Annotated in this window: 9 protein-coding genes; 8 read left to right on the top strand and 1 reads right to left on the bottom strand. The window is 40.8% G+C overall.

Annotated features, from left to right (window positions below):
- The first annotated feature begins 259 nt into the window (after positions 1 to 259).
- On the top strand, positions 260 to 4,243 hold the full coding sequence (locus CJF29_RS22170; protein ID WP_099146430.1) for a two-component regulator propeller domain-containing protein: 3,984 nt from the start codon (positions 260 to 262) through the stop codon (positions 4,241 to 4,243).
- Between the two features lie 3 nt (positions 4,244 to 4,246).
- Here CJF29_RS22170 and CJF29_RS22165 read toward each other — a convergent pair whose 3' ends face one another.
- A complete protein-coding gene (locus CJF29_RS22165) occupies positions 4,247 to 5,350 on the bottom strand; it encodes a family 43 glycosylhydrolase (protein ID WP_099146431.1) in 1,104 nt (367 codons plus the stop codon).
- A gap of 187 nt (positions 5,351 to 5,537) precedes the next feature.
- Here CJF29_RS22165 and CJF29_RS22160 point away from each other — a divergent pair, with 187 nt between their 5' ends.
- Genes CJF29_RS22160 through bglX form a run of 7 tightly spaced genes read left to right on the top strand, consistent with a single transcriptional unit; the run spans position 5,538 to position 19,097 of the window.
- Positions 5,538 to 6,929: an IPT/TIG domain-containing protein gene (locus tag CJF29_RS22160; protein ID WP_099146432.1), complete on the top strand. Its 1,392-nt coding sequence runs from the start codon at positions 5,538 to 5,540 to the stop codon at positions 6,927 to 6,929.
- Between the two features lie 18 nt (positions 6,930 to 6,947).
- On the top strand, positions 6,948 to 10,115 hold the full coding sequence (locus CJF29_RS22155; protein WP_099146433.1) for a SusC/RagA family TonB-linked outer membrane protein: 3,168 nt from the start codon (positions 6,948 to 6,950) through the stop codon (positions 10,113 to 10,115).
- A gap of 13 nt (positions 10,116 to 10,128) precedes the next feature.
- Positions 10,129 to 12,234: a RagB/SusD family nutrient uptake outer membrane protein gene (locus tag CJF29_RS22150; protein WP_099146450.1), complete on the top strand. Its 2,106-nt coding sequence runs from the start codon at positions 10,129 to 10,131 to the stop codon at positions 12,232 to 12,234.
- Between the two features lie 19 nt (positions 12,235 to 12,253).
- Positions 12,254 to 13,240, top strand: coding sequence for a DUF4973 domain-containing protein (locus tag CJF29_RS22145; RefSeq protein WP_099146449.1), 987 nt, complete (start codon positions 12,254 to 12,256; stop codon positions 13,238 to 13,240).
- Positions 13,241 to 13,282: 42 nt separating this feature from the next.
- Positions 13,283 to 15,184 carry a sialate O-acetylesterase gene (locus CJF29_RS22140; protein ID WP_255299345.1) on the top strand — a complete coding sequence of 634 codons (1,902 nt, stop codon included), beginning with the start codon at positions 13,283 to 13,285 and terminating at the stop codon, positions 15,182 to 15,184.
- 19 nt (positions 15,185 to 15,203) lie between these two features.
- Positions 15,204 to 16,772, top strand: a complete 1,569-nt coding sequence (locus tag CJF29_RS22135) for a hypothetical protein (RefSeq protein WP_032845068.1) — start codon at positions 15,204 to 15,206, stop codon at positions 16,770 to 16,772.
- A gap of 45 nt (positions 16,773 to 16,817) precedes the next feature.
- Positions 16,818 to 19,097, top strand: a complete 2,280-nt coding sequence (gene bglX / locus CJF29_RS22130; protein WP_004309526.1) for a beta-glucosidase BglX — start codon at positions 16,818 to 16,820, stop codon at positions 19,095 to 19,097.
- Positions 19,098 to 19,105 lie beyond the last annotated feature (8 nt).

Raw genomic sequence — 19,105 nt, 5'->3', positions numbered from 1 at the left:
TTTTATTTACGATTTAACGATTTGCGATTTGATGATTGATGAATGTGTCAATTGACAGTTGGTACATTAGCACCTTGCCTTATTAGCACATTATTTATTATTTAACTGCAAACTTAACTATTTTTCAGTTCAAAATGTGTATTTTCGCTTGTTAAATCTGCTGTCCGAGATATTTGTCGTTAAAGATAAAATAGGTTCGGGGGTTTGACTGAATCGGCGGTAGACTTGATCTGTATTAATCTTTTTACTTCTTATTTATATGAAAAAACAGGTTACAGCCTTTATCTGTATAATCGTTTTCAATTTTGAAGCCATATTCGCTTCTACTGATTTCTCTTTTAAAAGGTATCAGGTGGAAGACGGACTTTCGCACAATACGACTTGGTGTTCGATTCAAGATAGCTATGGCTTTTTGTGGATTGGCACAAGTGATGGACTGAATTGTTATGATGGTTGTGGCAACAGGGTGTATCGGAATGCTTTGAATAATAAATATTCTTTGGGTAATAATTTCGTCAGTTCCCTTTTGGAAGAAGGGGAAAATATCTGGGTAGGAACAAATTCGGGACTTTATATCTATGACCGTTCTACTGACCGCTTTTCTTATTTTAATGAAACAACACGGTATGGCGTATTTGTCAGTAGTGAGGTGAAGAAAATCATAAAAACTCAAAGCGGTTTGATTTGGATTGCTACGTTGGGGCAAGGTGTGTTTATTTATGAACCAGTGACAGGTGTGCTGACACAGAATAGTATTCATACTTCTTTTGTTTGGGATATCTGTCAGAGTTCAGATTCCCGTATTTATGTTTCTTCAATGCAGGAAGGACTATTTTGTTTTGATGAGAAGGGAACCTTTCTGCAAAATTATCCGGTTCTGTCAGATTCAAACATAGGCAGTCAGAGAATCAATTGTCTCTATAGTATTAAGAATGAAATATGGTTTGGCGTAGGTACTAATTTATTAGGTTGTTATCAGGAAGGAAGCTCGGATTTGAAAACTTATGATACGTCTGCACAGAATTTTGGTGCTATTCTCTGTTTGATGGATTATAACGAAAAAGAATTGTTAGTTGGTACGGATAATGGATTGTATCTGTTCAATCGCGACCTTAAAACATTTCGTAGAGTCGATTCTCCCTTTGGCTTGCGGGCATTGGGCGATCCAACTGTTAATGCAATGATGTGGGATGCCGAAGGTACACTTTGGGTGATGACTAACTCCGGCGGAGTGAGTTACATGACTAAGCAATTGAAGCGTTTTGATTACTATTCCCCTATCTCATTATCAGGTACATTAGAGTCTGGCAGGGAGATCGGTCCTCTTTGTGAAGACCAGAATGGAAATATCTGGGTGGGGACCCGGAACGGGTTATGTTTTTTCAATACACAAACTTGTTCACTTTCGGAGTATACTTTAAAGACTGTGGATGCGAGATATGACATTCGTAGCTTGCTGCTAGATGGCGACCGCCTTTGGATAGGAACCTATGCGGAAGGGTTGCATGTGCTAAACCTGAAAACTGGAGCAGTAAAGAGTTATGTCCATTCTCGCGATATTCCCTATACAATTTGTAGTAATGATGTCTTGAGTCTCTTTAAAGACCGAAAAGGAGATGTTTTTGTTGGAACAAGTTGGGGGTTATGTCGTTACAATTCGCAATTGGATAATTTTGTGACAATCATTCATGTCGGCTCTATGGCTTCTGTAACTGATATTTATGAGGATATGTACAATAGTCTTTGGGTTGCGACCTCAAATAGTGGTGTCTTTCGTTATAATACAGTGAACGATCGTTGGGAACATTTTGAACATATACGTGAAGATACAACAACTATTACCAGTAATTCTGTGATTACATTGTTTGAAGATATGAAAGGAACAATGTGGTTTGGAACCAATGGAGGAGGATTATGCTCATTCTCCAAAGATACGGAGACTTTCATTGACTTCGACCCGGAAAATACATTGTTGCCTAATAAGGTTATTTTCTCTATAGAACAGGATCGGACCGGTGATTTTTGGATTTCCTGTAATGCCGGATTATGCCGCATTAATCCCGTGTCTCAAAAGAACTTTCACTTATTTACCGTAAATGATGGTTTGCAAGGTAATCAGTTTACTGCACAGTCTTCATTGAGATCGTCCACAGGGAAGTTCTATTTTGGAGGAATCAATGGTTTCAATGTATTTGAACCGGGGCAGTTTACGGATAATACCTATCTTCCCCCTGTTTATGTTACTGATATTAGTTTCCCTTATTTGACAGATGAACAAGAAGTGAAACGGCTGCTTCGTTTAGATAAGCCCTTCTATAAAGCAGATAAGATCCAATTACCCTATACAAATAATAGTTTTACAGTACGTTTTGTAGCACTTAGTTATGAAGATCCACACAGAAATCGTTATACTTATATGTTGAAAGGTATTGATAAGGAGTGGATACATTCATCTAATAATACGGCCTCATACACCAATCTTCCAGCTGGGGAATATGAGTTTTTAGTTTGTGGCTCTAACAATGACCATCACTGGAATGAGAAAGCGGCTTCCTTATGGATTGTGATAACTCCGCCCTGGTGGCGGACTAGTGTCGCTTATTTTATGTATATACTATTATTTCTGTGTACAGCTTGCTATATTGGTTGGCGTTGGAATCTCTATGTCAAGCGTAAATATAAACGTCGTATGGAGGATTATCAGGTTGCCAAGGAAAAAGAGATGTATAAATCGAAAATCAATTTTTTTATCAGTCTGGTACATGAAATACGTACTCCTCTTAGTCTGATTCGGATCCCTCTGGAAAAGTTGAGGGAAGAGGAAAAAGAAGAAAGAAAAGAAAAATACCTTTCGGTGATGGATAAGAATGTAAATTATCTGTTGGGAATAACGAATCAGTTACTTGATTTTCAGAAGATGGAGAGTGGAGCATTGCAACTTAGCATGAAGGAGTGTAGTATTAATGCGTTGGTGAGTGATATATTCAATCAGTTCAATGGTTCTGCAGATTTGCAAGAGTTAACAATCTGTCTTAGTTTACCTCCTGAAGAAATTAGTATGATGATTGATTCGGAGAAAGTTAGTAAAATTTTGGTAAACTTGGTAGGAAATGCTATTAAATATGCAAAATCTCAAGTCGAGATGCGGCTAATATTATTGGGCGATAGGGTAAATATAATAGTGAGTGATGATGGCCCCGGAGTCCCTGAAGGTCAGCAAAATAAGATATTTCAGGCTTTCTATCAATTGCCGGATGATCCGGTGGCAACGTCTACAGGTACAGGGATTGGTTTGGCATTTGCCAGATCTTTGGCAGAAGCTCATCATGGAACTTTATCATTAGAAAATAGGATGGAAGGTGGTTCCTCATTTATATTGTCTTTGCCGTTGGAAACAGTAGTAACGGAAAGTATTCCGAATGAATTTGCTGAAATGCAGATGATAGATGTGGAAGGAAAAAAAATGCCGGATTCGGAGTTTGGAAATAAGAGATTCATTGTTTTGTTGGTGGAAGATAATGTCGAGTTATTAAATTTGACCAGAGAATCTCTAAGTGATTGGTTTAAAGTTTTTTCTGCCTGCAATGGAAAAGAAGCACTGGAAATACTTTCACGTGAGAGTATTGATGTCATTGTAAGTGATATTATGATGCCCGAAATGAATGGTCTTGAACTATGCAACTATATAAAATCAGATCTAGTTTACTCTCATATTCCCGTTATCTTGTTGACAGCGAAGACAACGTTAGACTCAAAAGCGGAAGGTTTTGAAAATGGTGCTGATGCATATATTGAGAAACCATTCTCTATTAAGCAGCTCCATAAACAAATCGAAAACTTATTAAAACTGCGACTGGCCTTCCATAAGTTGATGATTAATCTTTCTGGAAGTCCGACTTCTTCATTGGCGGATTTTGCTCTTTCACAAAAAGATGTAGAATTTATAGAGAGGGTAAATACGATTTTGTCGGAACTGCTTGCTGATGAGAGTTGCTCGATAGATTTGTTAGCAGAGCAGATGAATATGAGTCGTTCTAATTTTTCCCGGAAGATAAAGGCTCTGTCTGGTATGCCGCCTCATGATTATATAAAGAACTTTCGGTTGAATAAGTCGACTGAACTAATCATGAGTGGTATACGAATAGCTGAAGTTGCCGAACAGTTAGGGTTTACTACTTCTTCGTATTTTGCAAAGTGTTTTAAAGAAAAGTTTGGGGTATTACCGAAAGATTATAAAGGATAACAGCTAGTTCCTATCACTCGTGGGGGTGCCAGACGGCTTTTGAAGCAGGGTGCTTTCCTTTTGGGGGATTCCTAAAATGGGAATTCCATTTTCATCCCATTCTATCTTTTGTATGCGTGTTGTCCGACCGTCCAAAACGAACATGTCACGAAGGGCGTTTCGAGCGTGGTAAAGTATATACCATTCTTTCTTGTCGGGTGAAGGTATGAAACACAGGCTACCGGGGCCATACACATGATTCTCTGGTGCTTGTTTGAATACAGGTTCCAGAGATTTCTTCCATGAATTCGGGTTGAGAAGATCGCTGTTAGCATCAGCTGTTAATAACCCTACACAATAATAAGGTGTCCAGTTACCGCTTGCAGAGTAATATATTAATAATTTGTCTTTGTTTTTGGAACGGAAAAATTGTGGAGCTTCATTCACATGAATAGGATAACCGGTTTTATTGCCATCTATACTGATCCATTGACATTCCCATTCGTATTCAGGTTTGGATATTAATATACGGTCTGAGGCTAGTGTCCATGGATTTTTCATTTCAGCGATATAGATACATTGGGTTTCTTGATAAATTCTTCTGGTTTCCCATCCGCACCAGATTAGATAACGTTTGCCATTATGCTCGAAAGGATTAGCATGAATAGCCAAGTTATTATTTTTATCGGTCGATATTCTTCCTTTCATGACAAACTCTCCTTTCATGGGATCGGGAGATTCATTTTCTAGCACATATATCTGACGATTGTCTATATTACCATCATCAGCAGCGCAATAGATATACCATTTATTGTCCATATAGTGTATCTCTGGTCCCCAAAGATGAGATATACCCGAGGCATTTTGGGGCGAATATACGTTTTTTTTTGCTGCTTTTGCCAGTTGTGTAATATCGTCAGTTTCCCATAATATGATACAGTCTGCTAAACTTTGAGTATAGTAATATTTTCCTTCATGAAAGATGGCCCATGGCTCGGATCCTCCACCTATGACAGGATTTGTGTAGAAAAGTGTAGAGTCAATGCCTGTTTGTTTATCAGTCTTTTTGCTTTGGCATGATAGACAAACGATAAGCAATATTAAAAATAAGCAATTTTGAAATTTCATAGTGCTTTCTTTACTAAGATACTTGCAAAGAAAGCACAAATTATTTAATTCTGGAGCTGTTTGATTAGTTTTTATTGTTTGTTAGTTAGGAATTAGCCTATAATTAATACCCTCCTTTCTATATTTGCAATTAATAAACCTTTGGATCCATTGGCTATTAAATCTTATATTAACTAAATTTATTATTATGATGAACAGGAAAGGAAAAAGAATGAATGTTGTTAAGGCATTTTGTTTATTTACTTTGCTTGGGTGCTTCATTGGCTGTAAAGACGATGAAAAGAAGAAAGAGCAAGCTTTTAATAACGATTTGCCTATTGAAATTGTGGGTTTTGAACCTCAAGAAGTTACTTCGCGCACGCAACTCCTTATCTATGGAAAAAATTTCGGAAATGACCCCTCTTTGATTCACTTGAAATTAGGAGGTGTGGATACAAAAGTGGTGGGTTGTAACAATGAATGTCTATATTGTATGATTCCTCGTAATTCGAATAAGGGAACTATCGAGATTTCTATTGGTGATCAGACCGCTATGGCTAACGATCGATTTACTTATATCTCGAATACACAGGTTACTACATTGTGTGGCTATGTAGACGAGACTGGACGTTATGAAGTAAAAGACGGTTCGTTCGACGAATGTGGCTTGAAGTGCCCGGCTTGGCTAAGTATTGATCCTCAAAATCCGAACCATATTTATATGATTGAAGAGAATAATAGTATCCGTTTGATAGATGTGGAAGCGGAAAAAATGTCTACTGTTATAACGGTAGGGCAGATGAATATAACGAGTCCGCGTACTTTGAGTTGGAGTCTGACCGGTGATACTCTATTTGTGAATAACTGGGCAAATTCGGAAGCAGCTCCGGCTATTGTTATGCTTTTGAGAAAAGACGAATTTAAGAAGCCACATGTACTTCTTTCTGGTCGTAAATTTATTATTGCGGCAATTACCCATCCAAAAACTGGTGATATATACTTTACTCAAGAATCTAATGGTAGCGTTTATCAGTATAGTATATCAACGGGAGAGGTGAAACAAATGTTTACGGTAGGAGGATCTTGGAAATGGATATATCCTTATTTTCATCCGTCGGGCGACTTTGCCTATATCGTTCGGCCGCGTGAAGGTACTATTTTAAAATCTAAGTTTGATAAAGAAACCAATCAGTTGGAAGCTCCCTCTGTTTTTGCGGGAAACTGGCATTGGGGGCATAGAGAAGGGGTAGGAACCAATGCTAATATGGGAGTTTTGTGGCAAGGAGCTTTTGTGAAAAATGAGGAATATGCGAATCAACATAAGGAGGACATATATGACTTTTATGTAGCTGACGGAGAGTTATGGGGCACACATCCGGGTGATTTGATATGGCGGGTCACTCCTACAGCTGAAGTTATCCGCTATGCCGGTCGTGGAAGCACGGCCATGGATGGTAACCATTGGGGCTATGTGGACGGTGATTTGCTTAAGGAAGTTCGGTTCAATGGTCCGCACAGTATTGCATTCGATGAAGAAAATAAAATCTTTTATATAGGTGATCAGTATAACCACCGTATTCGTCAGATTATTGTTGAATAATAAAATATCCTGTAAATTATGAAACAAAAACTATGGGCTATCATAGCTTTTCTATATTGTTTTATGTTAGGAATAACTGCCCAGCAGAATAACCAAAAACAAATTGTGGTGTCCGGTGTAGTGACCGATGCCAATAATGAACCGTTGATTGGTGCTAATGTGACGGTGAAGAATGTGCCGGGATTAGGTGTTATCACTAATATTGATGGAAAATATACCATTAAGATGCAACCCTACAACCGCTTGGTGTTCTCCTACATCGGTTATGAGACTCAAGAGATTTTAGTGAAAGAGGAACATACTGTCAATGTGGTGATGAAAGAGAATAAGGAGACAGCCTTGGATGAGGTAGTCATCACTGCTACCGGTGCGCAGAAGAAGTTGACAGTGACGGGTGCAGTTACTACCGTCAATGTAGACCGGTTGAAGGCGTCACCTTCGGGTAGCATTTCCAACTCACTGGCAGGAAACGTAGCGGGTGTGATAGCCCGTCAGACTACTGGCCAGCCGGGAAAGAATGTTTCTGAATTTTGGATTCGCGGTATCTCTACCTTTGGGGCTGGGGCAGGTGCATTAGTTCTGGTGGACGGATTTGAACGTGACATGAATGAACTGAACTACGAAGATATTGAATCGTTCACCGTGTTGAAAGATGCTTCCGAAACTGCCATTTACGGTTCGCGCGGTGCTAACGGTGTGGTATTGATTACCACTCGCCGTGGTAAGGTAGACAAGATTACCATTGATGCCAAGGTAGAGACCATGTACAACACCCGTACTTTTACGCCTGACTTTGTGGATGGCATTACCTACGCCTATATGGCGAACGAGGCACGCCGTACGCGCAATCTCGAACCTATCTACACCGGCAACGAGCTGCAAATCTTGAAACAGGGTCTCGACCCCGACTTGCTACCCAATGTAGACTGGATGGACGAATTGCTGAAGAAAGGCGCTATGAGTTATCGTGCCTCGTTGAATTTGAGTGGTGGTGGACAGAATGCACGCTATTTCGTTTCTGCCAGTTATCTCGATGAAGGCGGTATGTATAAGGTGGACAAGTCTTTGAAAGACTATAACACCAACAGTAACGCCAAACGTTGGAACTATCGTATGAATGCGGATATCAATATTACCAAGACTACCCTTTTGCAGGTGGGTATCGGTGGTGCGTTGAAGAAGATGAACGAATCGGGCTTGACTTCGGATCAAATTTGGACCAGTCTGTTGTTTCAGACTCCCACTAGTATGCCCAAAATGTATTCCAACGGTTACGTGCCAACTGATGCGGGTGGTAACCTTAATCCTTGGGTGGCATCTACTCAATGTGGATACAACGAACAGTGGTGGAACAATATTCAGACCAACGTCACTTTGAATCAAAAATTGGACTTCATCACCAAAGGATTGAATTTTGTGGGACGTTTCGGCTTTGATACAGATAACTACAATTATATCCGCCGTTTCAAATGTCCTGAGTTATGGAGTGCTGACCGTTATAGAAAGGATGACGGTTCCATCAACTTCACCCGCCAAAAGAAAGAGCAGGTGATGGATCAGACTTCAGGCAATAGTGGAGAGCGCAAAGAATATTTTGAAGCGGAACTTCAGTATGCCCGCAATTTCAAGGGACATATGCTGAACGGAACATTGAAATACTCGCAAGACTCCAAAGTGAGAACACAGGAAATCGGTAAAGAAATCGTCAATTCGCTTCCTTTCCGTCATCAAGGGTTGGCCGGTCGTATTGCCTACAACTGGAACTATCGTTATTTCTTGAACTTTAACTTTGGCTATACTGGTTCAGAAAACTTTGCTTCTGGTCATCAGTTTGGTTTCTTTCCCGCCTATTCGACTGCCTGGAACATCGCCGAAGAACCTTTTGTCAAGAAGAACCTGAAGTGGATGAATATGTTTAAAGTGCGCTATTCGTGGGGTAAAGTAGGCAACGATAAAATGTATGAGCCCAATGGTGTACAGATACGTTTCCCTTATCTCTACACAATAGGTTATGGCGGTGCCCCTGCTAATTTTTGGGGAGATCATAACGGATATTATTCTGCGTTTGGAGGATATAACTGGGCGGATTATGGTTATGGAAGTCCTGGTACTACTATTTTTCAAGGTTTGCGCTATACATCGTATGCTAACCCGGGTGTGACTTGGGAGATCGCCACCAAACATGATGTAGGTTTGGACATGAGCATCTTTGATGACAAATTCATGCTGACTGTGGATTATTTCCAGGAAAAGCGTAAAGGCATCTTTATGTATCGTAAATTCTTGCCTGCTACCGCCGGTATTGAGGGCGGGATGACCAATCCGAGAGCTAATGTGGGCGCAGTATCCTCTAAAGGTGTCGACGGTAACATGACCTACAAGCAACAAATTGGCAAAGTGCTTTTGACTGCACGTGCTAATGCCACGCTCTCAAAGAACGAAGTGAAGGAAAAAGATGAACAAGAGAACATTTATCCTTATAGGATGGAGCGTGGCTACCGTGTCAACCAGGCTAAGGGATTTGTTGCATTGGGCTTGTTCAAGGATTACGATGACATCCGTAATAGCCCCAAACAGACTTTTGGCAATTATATGCCGGGCGACATCAAGTATAAGGATGTCAATGGCGATGGTATCATCGACAATCAAGATCAAGTGGCTGTGGGGGCTACTACCGTACCCAACTTGGTATATGGTATAGGTGTCTCCGCACAGTGGAAAGGTTTGGATGTGAATGTCCATTTCCAAGGAGCCGGGAAGTCTTCTTTCTTTATTGATGGAGAGGGGGTGCGTCCTTTTGCTAGTGGCAACCGGGGTAATTTCTATCAGGAAGTAATAGGCGGACGTTGGATTTCAAAAGAAGAATCGGGTACAATAGCTACGGAAAATCCGCATGCCAAATATCCTCGCTTGAGCTATGGCTACAACGGCAACAACAACCGCAACTCATCTTACTGGTTGCGCAATGGGTCTTATCTGCGTTTGAAAACGCTGGAAGTGGGCTACACACTGCCCAAAAAGATCGTAAATAGAATCCACTTCAACAACATTCGTATCTACATGATTGGCACCAACCTGATTACGTGGTCGAAGTTCAAGATGTGGGATCCGGAAATGAACAGCAGTAATGGTGCAACCTATCCGTTGGCCAAGTCTGTCACTGTGGGATTAAATGTTAACTTATAACAAAATGAAAGATATGAAATGGTTATATAATATGGTTATCACGTTTTTTGCTGCTGGCTGTTTGACGGCATGTAGTGATTATTTGGAGGTAGATTCCAATTTCAAAGACCGCTTGACAATTGAAAAAGTATTTACTGATAAGGATTATACGGATGCGTGGCTTTCCAATACTTATTCTTATTTGCGAGGCCAAAATCAAGATGTGGGTGGAAAAGAGAGCGTGCCTACGAATTTTGCCGATGACATTTATTGGGCGGATTGGAATAATGCGGGAAATGGTAAAAATACCAATGGTAGTTATTATTCTTTTTTCAGAAATGTGGAATACAATGAAAATTGGTATCAGGATTCTTATAAAGCGAGTTATTTAGGAATCAACAAGGCCTGTGTTTTCTTGAATAATATCCACATGAACCAACAACTCACAGACGAAGAACGGGCTGATTATGCGGCACAGGCGCGTTTTGTCCGCGCCTATTACTATTGGTTGCTGTTACGCAAATACGGTCCAATCCCTTTGATTCCTGATGAAGGTGAAGACTATATGCAGGACTATGATGGCTTGGCTCGTCCGCGCAACACCTACGATGAGTGTGTGGAATATATCACTTCCGAATTGGTGAAAGCGGCACAAGATCTTCCGTTGGAACGTGGAACCAACAACATCGCACGTCCCACCCGGGGCGCTGCTTTGGCTGCTCGTGCTAAAGTCCTCTTGTATGCCGCCAGTCCGCTAATGAATGGCAATACTGGCTCTTATGCGCAGCAAATGGTAGATGACAAAGGTAACAGACTTCTTGCTGCTGAATACGATGAATCGAAATGGGCTAAAGCTGCCGCTGCCGCCCGAGACGTAATGGAATTACCGGGAAATAATGATGGTCATCGCTACCAATTGTATGTAAAGAGCCGCATTACAAGTGGAACCGAAGATTATCCGGAAACAATAGAACCGTTTAAGGATAGAAATTTCTCGGAAAACAACTGGCCATACGGATATGCGGACATTGATCCGTTTGAGTCATATCGTTCCGTCTTCAATGGCGAACTCTCTGCTTCTGAAAATCCGGAGTTGATCTTTTCGCGTGTGGATAATATAGCTGTTAATAATACATCAGCAGGAATCACTTCACCGGATGCTATTGCAAATATGGTGCTTCACCAATTGCCTACACTGGCCGGAGGTTGGGGTGTTCACGGAATGACTCAAAAGCAGTGTGACGCGTATTATATGAATGATGGTACGGATTGTCCGGGTAAGGATAAAGAGATTGGAAGAGGAGATGGAAGCAGCCGGCTAACCGGTTACGTGACTTCTGATGATGTGGATGCCGGTCGTTTCAAACCGCTGCGTGCAGGTGTGTCTTTGCAATATGCTAACCGTGAGCCTCGTTTCTATGCGTCAGTTGGTTTTAATGGCAGTGTATGGAATATGACTTCATTCGGTGGCAAGCAAGGAGCTCCCCAGCCTAATCAGCAAGTCTGGTACTATCGAGGGACTTCAGAAGGATATAATGGTGGTAATCGTATATTTACAGGTATCGGCATCAAGAAATATGTGAATCCTTATGATGCCAAATATCAGAATGAGCTTTTGTACAGACAAAAAGCAGAACCGGCTATTCGTTATGCAGAAATTTTATTGATTTATGCCGAAGCGTTGAATGAATTGGGAGAGGGAGCAAGCTACGACATCCCTTCTTGGGATGGAAGTATTACCTATACAGTTAGACGTGATGTGGAAGAGATGAAGAAAGGTATTCAGCCTGTTCGTATTCGGGCCGGTGTTCCTGATTATTCACCTACAGAATATCAGAATCAGGATGTTTTCCGAAAGAAGCTGAAACGCGAACGTCAGATTGAGTTGATGGGCGAGAATCATCGTTATTATGATTTGAGACGCTGGAAGATAGACACTCCTTTAGAGGAAGAAACGTTGATTTACGGATGTAATATGCTGATGGATGACGGTCATAAAGATCTATTCCATACACCTGTGGCTATTATGTCATTGCCTGTTCGCTTTGTGGAGAAAAGCTATTTCTGGCCATTTAGTCATGAACAGTTGCAACGTAACAAGCGTCTGACGCAAAACCCGGGATGGACTTATTATGATTAATCTTTATATGACAATGAATATGAAAGAAAAAATATATTATCTGTTATTTGCCGTGTTGATGGCTTTGTTTTGCACGGCTTGTAATGAAGAATGGACCGATGAACAATATGAGCATTATGTTTCGTTTAAGGCACCGATGGATTATACGAGAGGTGTAACTGATATTTATGTGAAATACAAGCTGAATGGTGCGGTGACTTATCAACTGCCGGTTATTATGAGTGGCTCTACATTGCCCGGACACGATACAGAAGTGCAGATAGCGATAGACTCGGACACGTTGAAAAGTATCAATTGGGAGTATTTTCACAATCGGACAGATCTATATTATAAGGAGCTTACCTCCGATTATTATGAGGTGGAGAACATGAATGTGGTAATTCCGGCAGATGATTGTATGGGATTGTTGAATGTCAATTTTAAATTAGGTGGGATAGACTTGGTAGATAAGTGGGTATTGCCGTTTACGATTAGAGAAAGTCCTACCGGCAGTTATACTCCTCATCCTAGAAAGAACTACAAGAAAGCATTGTTGCGTGTTGTTCCTTTTAATGAATATTCCGGTATTTATTCAACAACCACAATGGAAGTCGGTTTTACTGATTCGGGGACTAAAATGACTACTAATACGCGTACGGCATTTGTAGTGGACGAACATTCTGTTTTCTTCTATGCAGGCTTGATGAATGAAGAAGAACTGGAACGTGGAAAGTATAAGATAATCTTCAGGTTTAACGATGACGGGACGGTTACGCTTTCTGCACCTGATCCGGACATTCGTTTCAATCCGATAAAAAATCCAACTTGGAAATTGGCGGAAAAAATGGACGTTTCGTTGCCATATCTAAAACATAAAACGATTACTATAGAAGGATTTAAATATGAATTTGATGATGTCACATCTGTTCCTGGTACTCCTATAAGATATGTAGTTGAAGGGACTGTGAATATGGAACGTAAAATTAATATTCAGATTCCGGATGAAGATCAAGCAATCGAATGGTAATAATTTGTAAGTCGGAGTGATATGTATAAATGGATTATATTAATGTTGGGATTATTTGCGTCACTGACCGCTTGTGCCAAAGTTAAGTTATCTCCTTTATTTTCCGATAATATGGTACTTCAGCAAGAGGCTGAAGTACCTGTTTGGGGAAAAGCATCTCCAGAAATGCGAGTTATAGTGATTCCTTCATGGAGTGGGGAGAAATATGAGAATATAGCTGACAGGACGGGTAATTGGAAAGTAAACATCAAAACCCCAAAAGCCGGGGGACCTTATCATTTAGAAATAACGGATGGAGAAAAAGTAAGATTGGAGAATGTAATGATTGGTGAAGTATGGCTTTGTTCCGGTCAGTCGAATATGCAAATGCCAGTAGAAGGATGGGGCAAAGTGAAAAACTATCAACAAGAGGTGGCACAGGCCAATTACCCGGATATACGCTTGATGACTGTGAGTAATACTATTAGTCTAAGTCCGTCGCAGGAGTTTACTGCTGTCGGAGGAGGATGGCAAGTGTGTTCATCGGTTACTATCCGGGAGTTTTCAGCAACAGCCTATTTTTTCGGTAGGGAAATAGCACGCACGCAGCAGGTACCGGTAGGACTTATCTGTGCCCATTGGGGCGGTACTAATATAGAGTCGTGGATAAGTGCTCAAGCATTGGGCGAAGTTCCCGATTTTGTTGAGCAATTGAAGCTTATCCGAAGGTTGGGAAACAAGGATTGTGATTTACAGGCGGAGGAAGAACAAAGGCAGGCAAAGATTTTGTCGTTAGATAAAGGAATGAGAAATGGAAAGCCTTTTTGGAATACTCTTTCTTATAATGATGAAGGATGGATATCTCATTCTTTCCCCGGAAATATCGAAAAGACTTTTTCAGATTTTGATGGTATTGTTTGGGGGCGAAAGACGGTGGATATTCCAGAACAATGGGAGGGAAAAACGTTGAGTTTACACATGGGGTATGTGGATGACGAGGATATTACTTATTTTAACGGAATCGAGATAGGGAGCACGAAAGGATATACTCGTTCCCGTACTTATGAAATACCGGGTAATTTAGTAAAAGCGGGCAAAGCTGTAATTACTGTTCGTATCGTGGATACTGGAGGAGGGTGTGGCATCGGAGGTGAAATGAAGTTGAGCAAAGATGTCGGAGACTGGATTCTTATATCTGGTGAATGGAAGTGTAAAGTTGCCGCTCAATCTCATATTGACCCAGTGTTTGAGATGAATCCGAATGTGCAAACTGTGCTTTATAATGGGATGATTCATCCATTGGCACCTTACAAATTTCGTGGGGTTATTTGGTATCAGGGAGAGAATAATGTAGGGCGTGCTACACAATATAGGATATTGCTTCCATTACTTATTCAGAGCTGGCGTGAGGAATGGGGGAATGATTTTCCTTTCTACCTTGTGCAATTGGCTAATTATTTAGAGAGAGCAGATGAACCGGGAGACTCACAGTGGGCTGAATTACGAGAAGCGCAGCGTCAGACAGCTTTGTATTATGACAATGTGGGTATGGCCGTTACCATAGACATCGGCGATATGAATGATATTCATCCCAAAAACAAACAGGAAGTAGGGCGTAGACTTGCCTTATTAGCACGTGCCGATACCTATGGTGAGCGGATTGTTTGTAGTGGTCCGGTTTATCAGACTTACCGTGTGAAAGGAGACAGGGTTATTCTCTCTTTTGAGTGTGCAGACGGAGGATTAAAAACGTCTGATGGAAAAAAAATGACAGGGTTTGCCATAGCAGGGATAGACGGAAAATATCATTGGGCGGAAGCTGAAATCTGTGGAAATGAAATCATTGTATCATCGGAAATGGTAAAACATCCTTTGACTGTTCGCTATGGATGGGGAGATAATCCTACATGTAACTTAATTAACGGTGCAGGATTACCGGCCTCTTCATTTCAAACTTTACGTTAAACTTAAAAAAACAAGAAAAATGAAGAAACTTAACTTTTTATTTTTAGGCTTATTATCTTTTATGCCAATCTGGGGATGTAACGATGATGATTCATTACCGGAGGCTGTTGTTGAAGTCAAGGAAGGGCATAATGAAGATATTGTATCAGTCATTGATTATGATATTAAGAATGATGGAACACTGATTGGTTCTCAACTTAATAATTTGGTCGGTCAGTCTTATGGGAAAACGCTTTATTTTCCTGCCGGAACTTATAACTTGACGGAGCCTATCGTTCTGCCATTGGAATATACCAAAAATGTAAACCTTATTTTTGATAAGAATGCAACGGTTAAAAGTGATGTCCATTTGGAAGCATTGATTAAAGTAGGTTATTCAGAAACCTATTTTACCGATGTTTCACATCGGCGATTCTCTTATATCGAAGGAGGAATACTAGACTGTTATAATGCAGATAATGGAATTCTAGTAAACGGAAGGAAGCAGTTGGTGCAGATACGTACGATGAGTCTGGTGCGAGGACGTAATACACATATCCGCATACACGTTCCTGAAGGTATTGGAACTGGTGGAACGGGTAGCTCGGATACAAAGATAGATAATGTAACAATTCAAGGCATCTCTTCGAATGATAATGTATACGGTATCTATATAGATGAATCTTGTTGTGATTGTAAGATATCTGACACTTTTATTTATTGTACAAAAGAAGCTTTAGTTACGAAATCTGCCGGTCATATATTGAACAATGTACATATTCTTTCTTGGGATACTACCGGAGGGACCCATCTTGAGGATGGTAAGAATTACCGTTCAACAGTCGGAATACGTATAGCTAGTGGCGGATTTTTTGTTTTCAATCAAGTCTATTATGATACGATTGATAGAGGAATCGTCGTGAATGAGGGTTATAGTCCGGATTTGATGCTGGACCAACAGATTTCTTTTTCATATTTGAATAATTTTGGAACCAGCTTTATTCAGGCAGAAGGGAATAACCCCAATTTGAAAGTGAAGTTGTCCAATTCTACTTTTACTGTATTAAATGATAATTTTAAGATTCTAGATTGTCCTGTTGATTTGGTGGGATGGGATATTGCGGATAAGTTTTCTTTCCTGAATTGTGTAGTTGCTAATTCACAGCGTTTGTATCCTTACGAAACGACTTTGATGCAGAAGCTTAGAGGGGTAAGTTCTGACGGGATAATATGGACAACTTTAGCTAATTATGATATGAATTGGAATGTATTAGGGGCTGTCATTTCTTCTCCAATGCGGAATACCCTTGAGATAGATTTAGCCGATAATTTGACTGTAAAACTTAATTTTATGTTTAAAGGCGTTGAACCTCTCTTGCAAGGTTATGAAGTGCTGGGAGAGGGAGTAGAGGATATTGAATTTGGATATGCTGTTTCCGGTCAGTTCTGTGTGTTGCTGTTCAGGGCAAAAAGGAATGCTTCTTTCAATCCAATCATTTACGATACATTAGGTTCCGGGCGGTTTATGCCGACTCCGTATAAAGGCAAAAAATATACGCTTGTTGATTATGGGTTAAGTGATTCGGATATTAAGATTTTATCTCATTAATGTAAGTATCTAAATAATGAAGTGATTATATAATAAGTAATAAACATGAAATATCAATACTTGTTATTAGGCGTTCTATATGGGTTGTTATTGTCTTCCTGTTCATTGTCGGCTGAAGAAGGAGATAAAGAGATGGATCGATATATTGCCAATCTGATGGGAAAGATGACACTGCACGAGAAGTTGGGCCAATTGAATCTTCCTTCCGGGGGTGATTTGGTTACTGGTAATGTAAATAGTGCCGAACTTACGAAAATGGTTCGTAACCAGGAGATTGGAGGATTTTTTAATGTGAAAGGAATAAGAAAAATTGTTGATTTGCAGCGTATAGCCATTGATTCTACCCGTTTGGGAATTCCTTTGCTGGTAGGAGCTGATGTTATCCACGGTTATGAAACCATTTTCCCGATTCCTTTAGCGCTTTCTTGTAGCTGGGACACACTAGCTGTTGAACGTATGGCACGCATTTCTGCTGTAGAAGCCAGTGCGGATGGTATTTGCTGGACATTCAGCCCGATGGTTGACATTTGTCGTGACAGTCGTTGGGGGCGTATTGCAGAAGGTAGTGGTGAAGACCCTTATTTGGGTTCCCTGTTAGCAAAAGCCTATGTACGCGGTTATCAGGGAAATAATATGCAGGGAAAAAACGAAATTCTTTCCTGTGTAAAACACTTTGCATTATATGGCGCATCCGAATCAGGGAAGGACTATAATGTGGTTGATATGAGTCGCCAACGTATGTATAATGAATATCTTGCCCCATACAAGGCAGCTGTTGAGGCAGGTGTGGGTAGTGTGATGAGTTCTTTCAATTTGGTGGACGGCATTCCGGCTACGGCTAATAAATGGTTACTGACCGATTTGCTCCGGAATGAATGGGGCTTTTGTGGGTTGTTAGTGACGGATTATAATTCTATCGCCGAAATGTCCTCACATGGGGTTGCTCCTTTGAAAGAGGCTTCTGTACGTGCTTTACAGGCGGGTACGGATATGGATATGGTTTCTTGCGGTTTTCTGAATACATTGGAAGAATCTCTGAAAGAAGGGAAAGTTACGGAAGAACAGATTAATGCCGCTTGTCGCCGTGTATTGGAAGCAAAATATAAATTGGGCTTGTTCTCTGACCCGTATAAATACTGTGATACCCTGCGTGTGGAAAAAGAACTTTATACGACTGCTCATCGCGCGGTGGCGCGTGAAATCGCAGCTGAAACATTTGTTCTGTTGAAGAATGAGGATCATCTGCTTCCGCTCGAACGGAAAGGTAAGATTGCTTTAATTGGTCCTATGGCTGATGCCCGTAATAATATGTGTGGGATGTGGAGTATGACATGTACTCCTTCCTGTCACGGGACATTATTGGAGGGAATTCGTTCGGCAGCAGGTGATAAGGCTGAAATACTGTATGCGAGAGGTAGTAATATATATCATGATGCGGAACTTGAAAAAGGAGGAGCTGGTATCCGTCCGTTAGAACGCGGCAATGAACTGCAATTGTTGGATGAAGCTTTGCATACGGCTGCCCGTGCAGATGTGATTGTTGCGGCTTTGGGAGAATGTGCTGAAATGAGTGGTGAATCGGCTTCACGTACGGAACTAGGGATTCCTGATGCTCAACAGGATTTGTTGAAGGCGCTGGTGAAGACGGGTAAACCCGTAGTGTTGCTTCTTTTTACAGGGCGTCCGTTAGTTCTGAACTGGGAGGATGCCAATGTTCATTCTATCTTGAATGTCTGGTTCGGTGGAAGTGAAACAGGCGATGCTATTGCTGATGTATTGTTCGGTAAAGTGACTCCGGGCGGCAAGCTGACTACGACTTTTCCCCGTTCAGTGGGACAGCTTCCTCTGTACTATAATCATTTGAATACAGGTCGTCCCGATCCTGACAGTCATTCTTTTAACCGTTACTCCAGTAACTATCTGGATATGAGTAACGAACCTCTTTATCCTTTTGGGTACGGTTTGAGTTATACAAATTTCTCTTATGGGAATTTACAACTTAGTTCGGATGTACTGTCCAGAAATGGGGAGTTGACAGTGTCTGTGACTGTAACCAATGACGGAGATTTTGACGGATATGAGATCGTACAAATGTATCTGCATGATATTTACGCTGAAATATCTCGTCCAGTGAAAGAGCTGAAAGGCTTTGAACGTATCTTCTTGAAAAAAGGAGAGAGTCGTGAAGTTAAGTTTGTTATCACGGAAGACGATTTGAGATTTTATAATTCAGGATTACAATACGTTTATGAACCGGGAGAATTTGATGTCATGGTAGGAGCAAACTCTCGTGATGTGCAGACTGAACGTTTTAGGGCAGATTGATCGTATAT

Source organism: Bacteroides celer, assembly GCF_002632415.2.
Taxonomy (GTDB): Bacteria; Bacteroidota; Bacteroidia; order Bacteroidales; family Bacteroidaceae; genus Bacteroides.
This window is presented reverse-complemented; position numbering and strand designations above follow the sequence as displayed.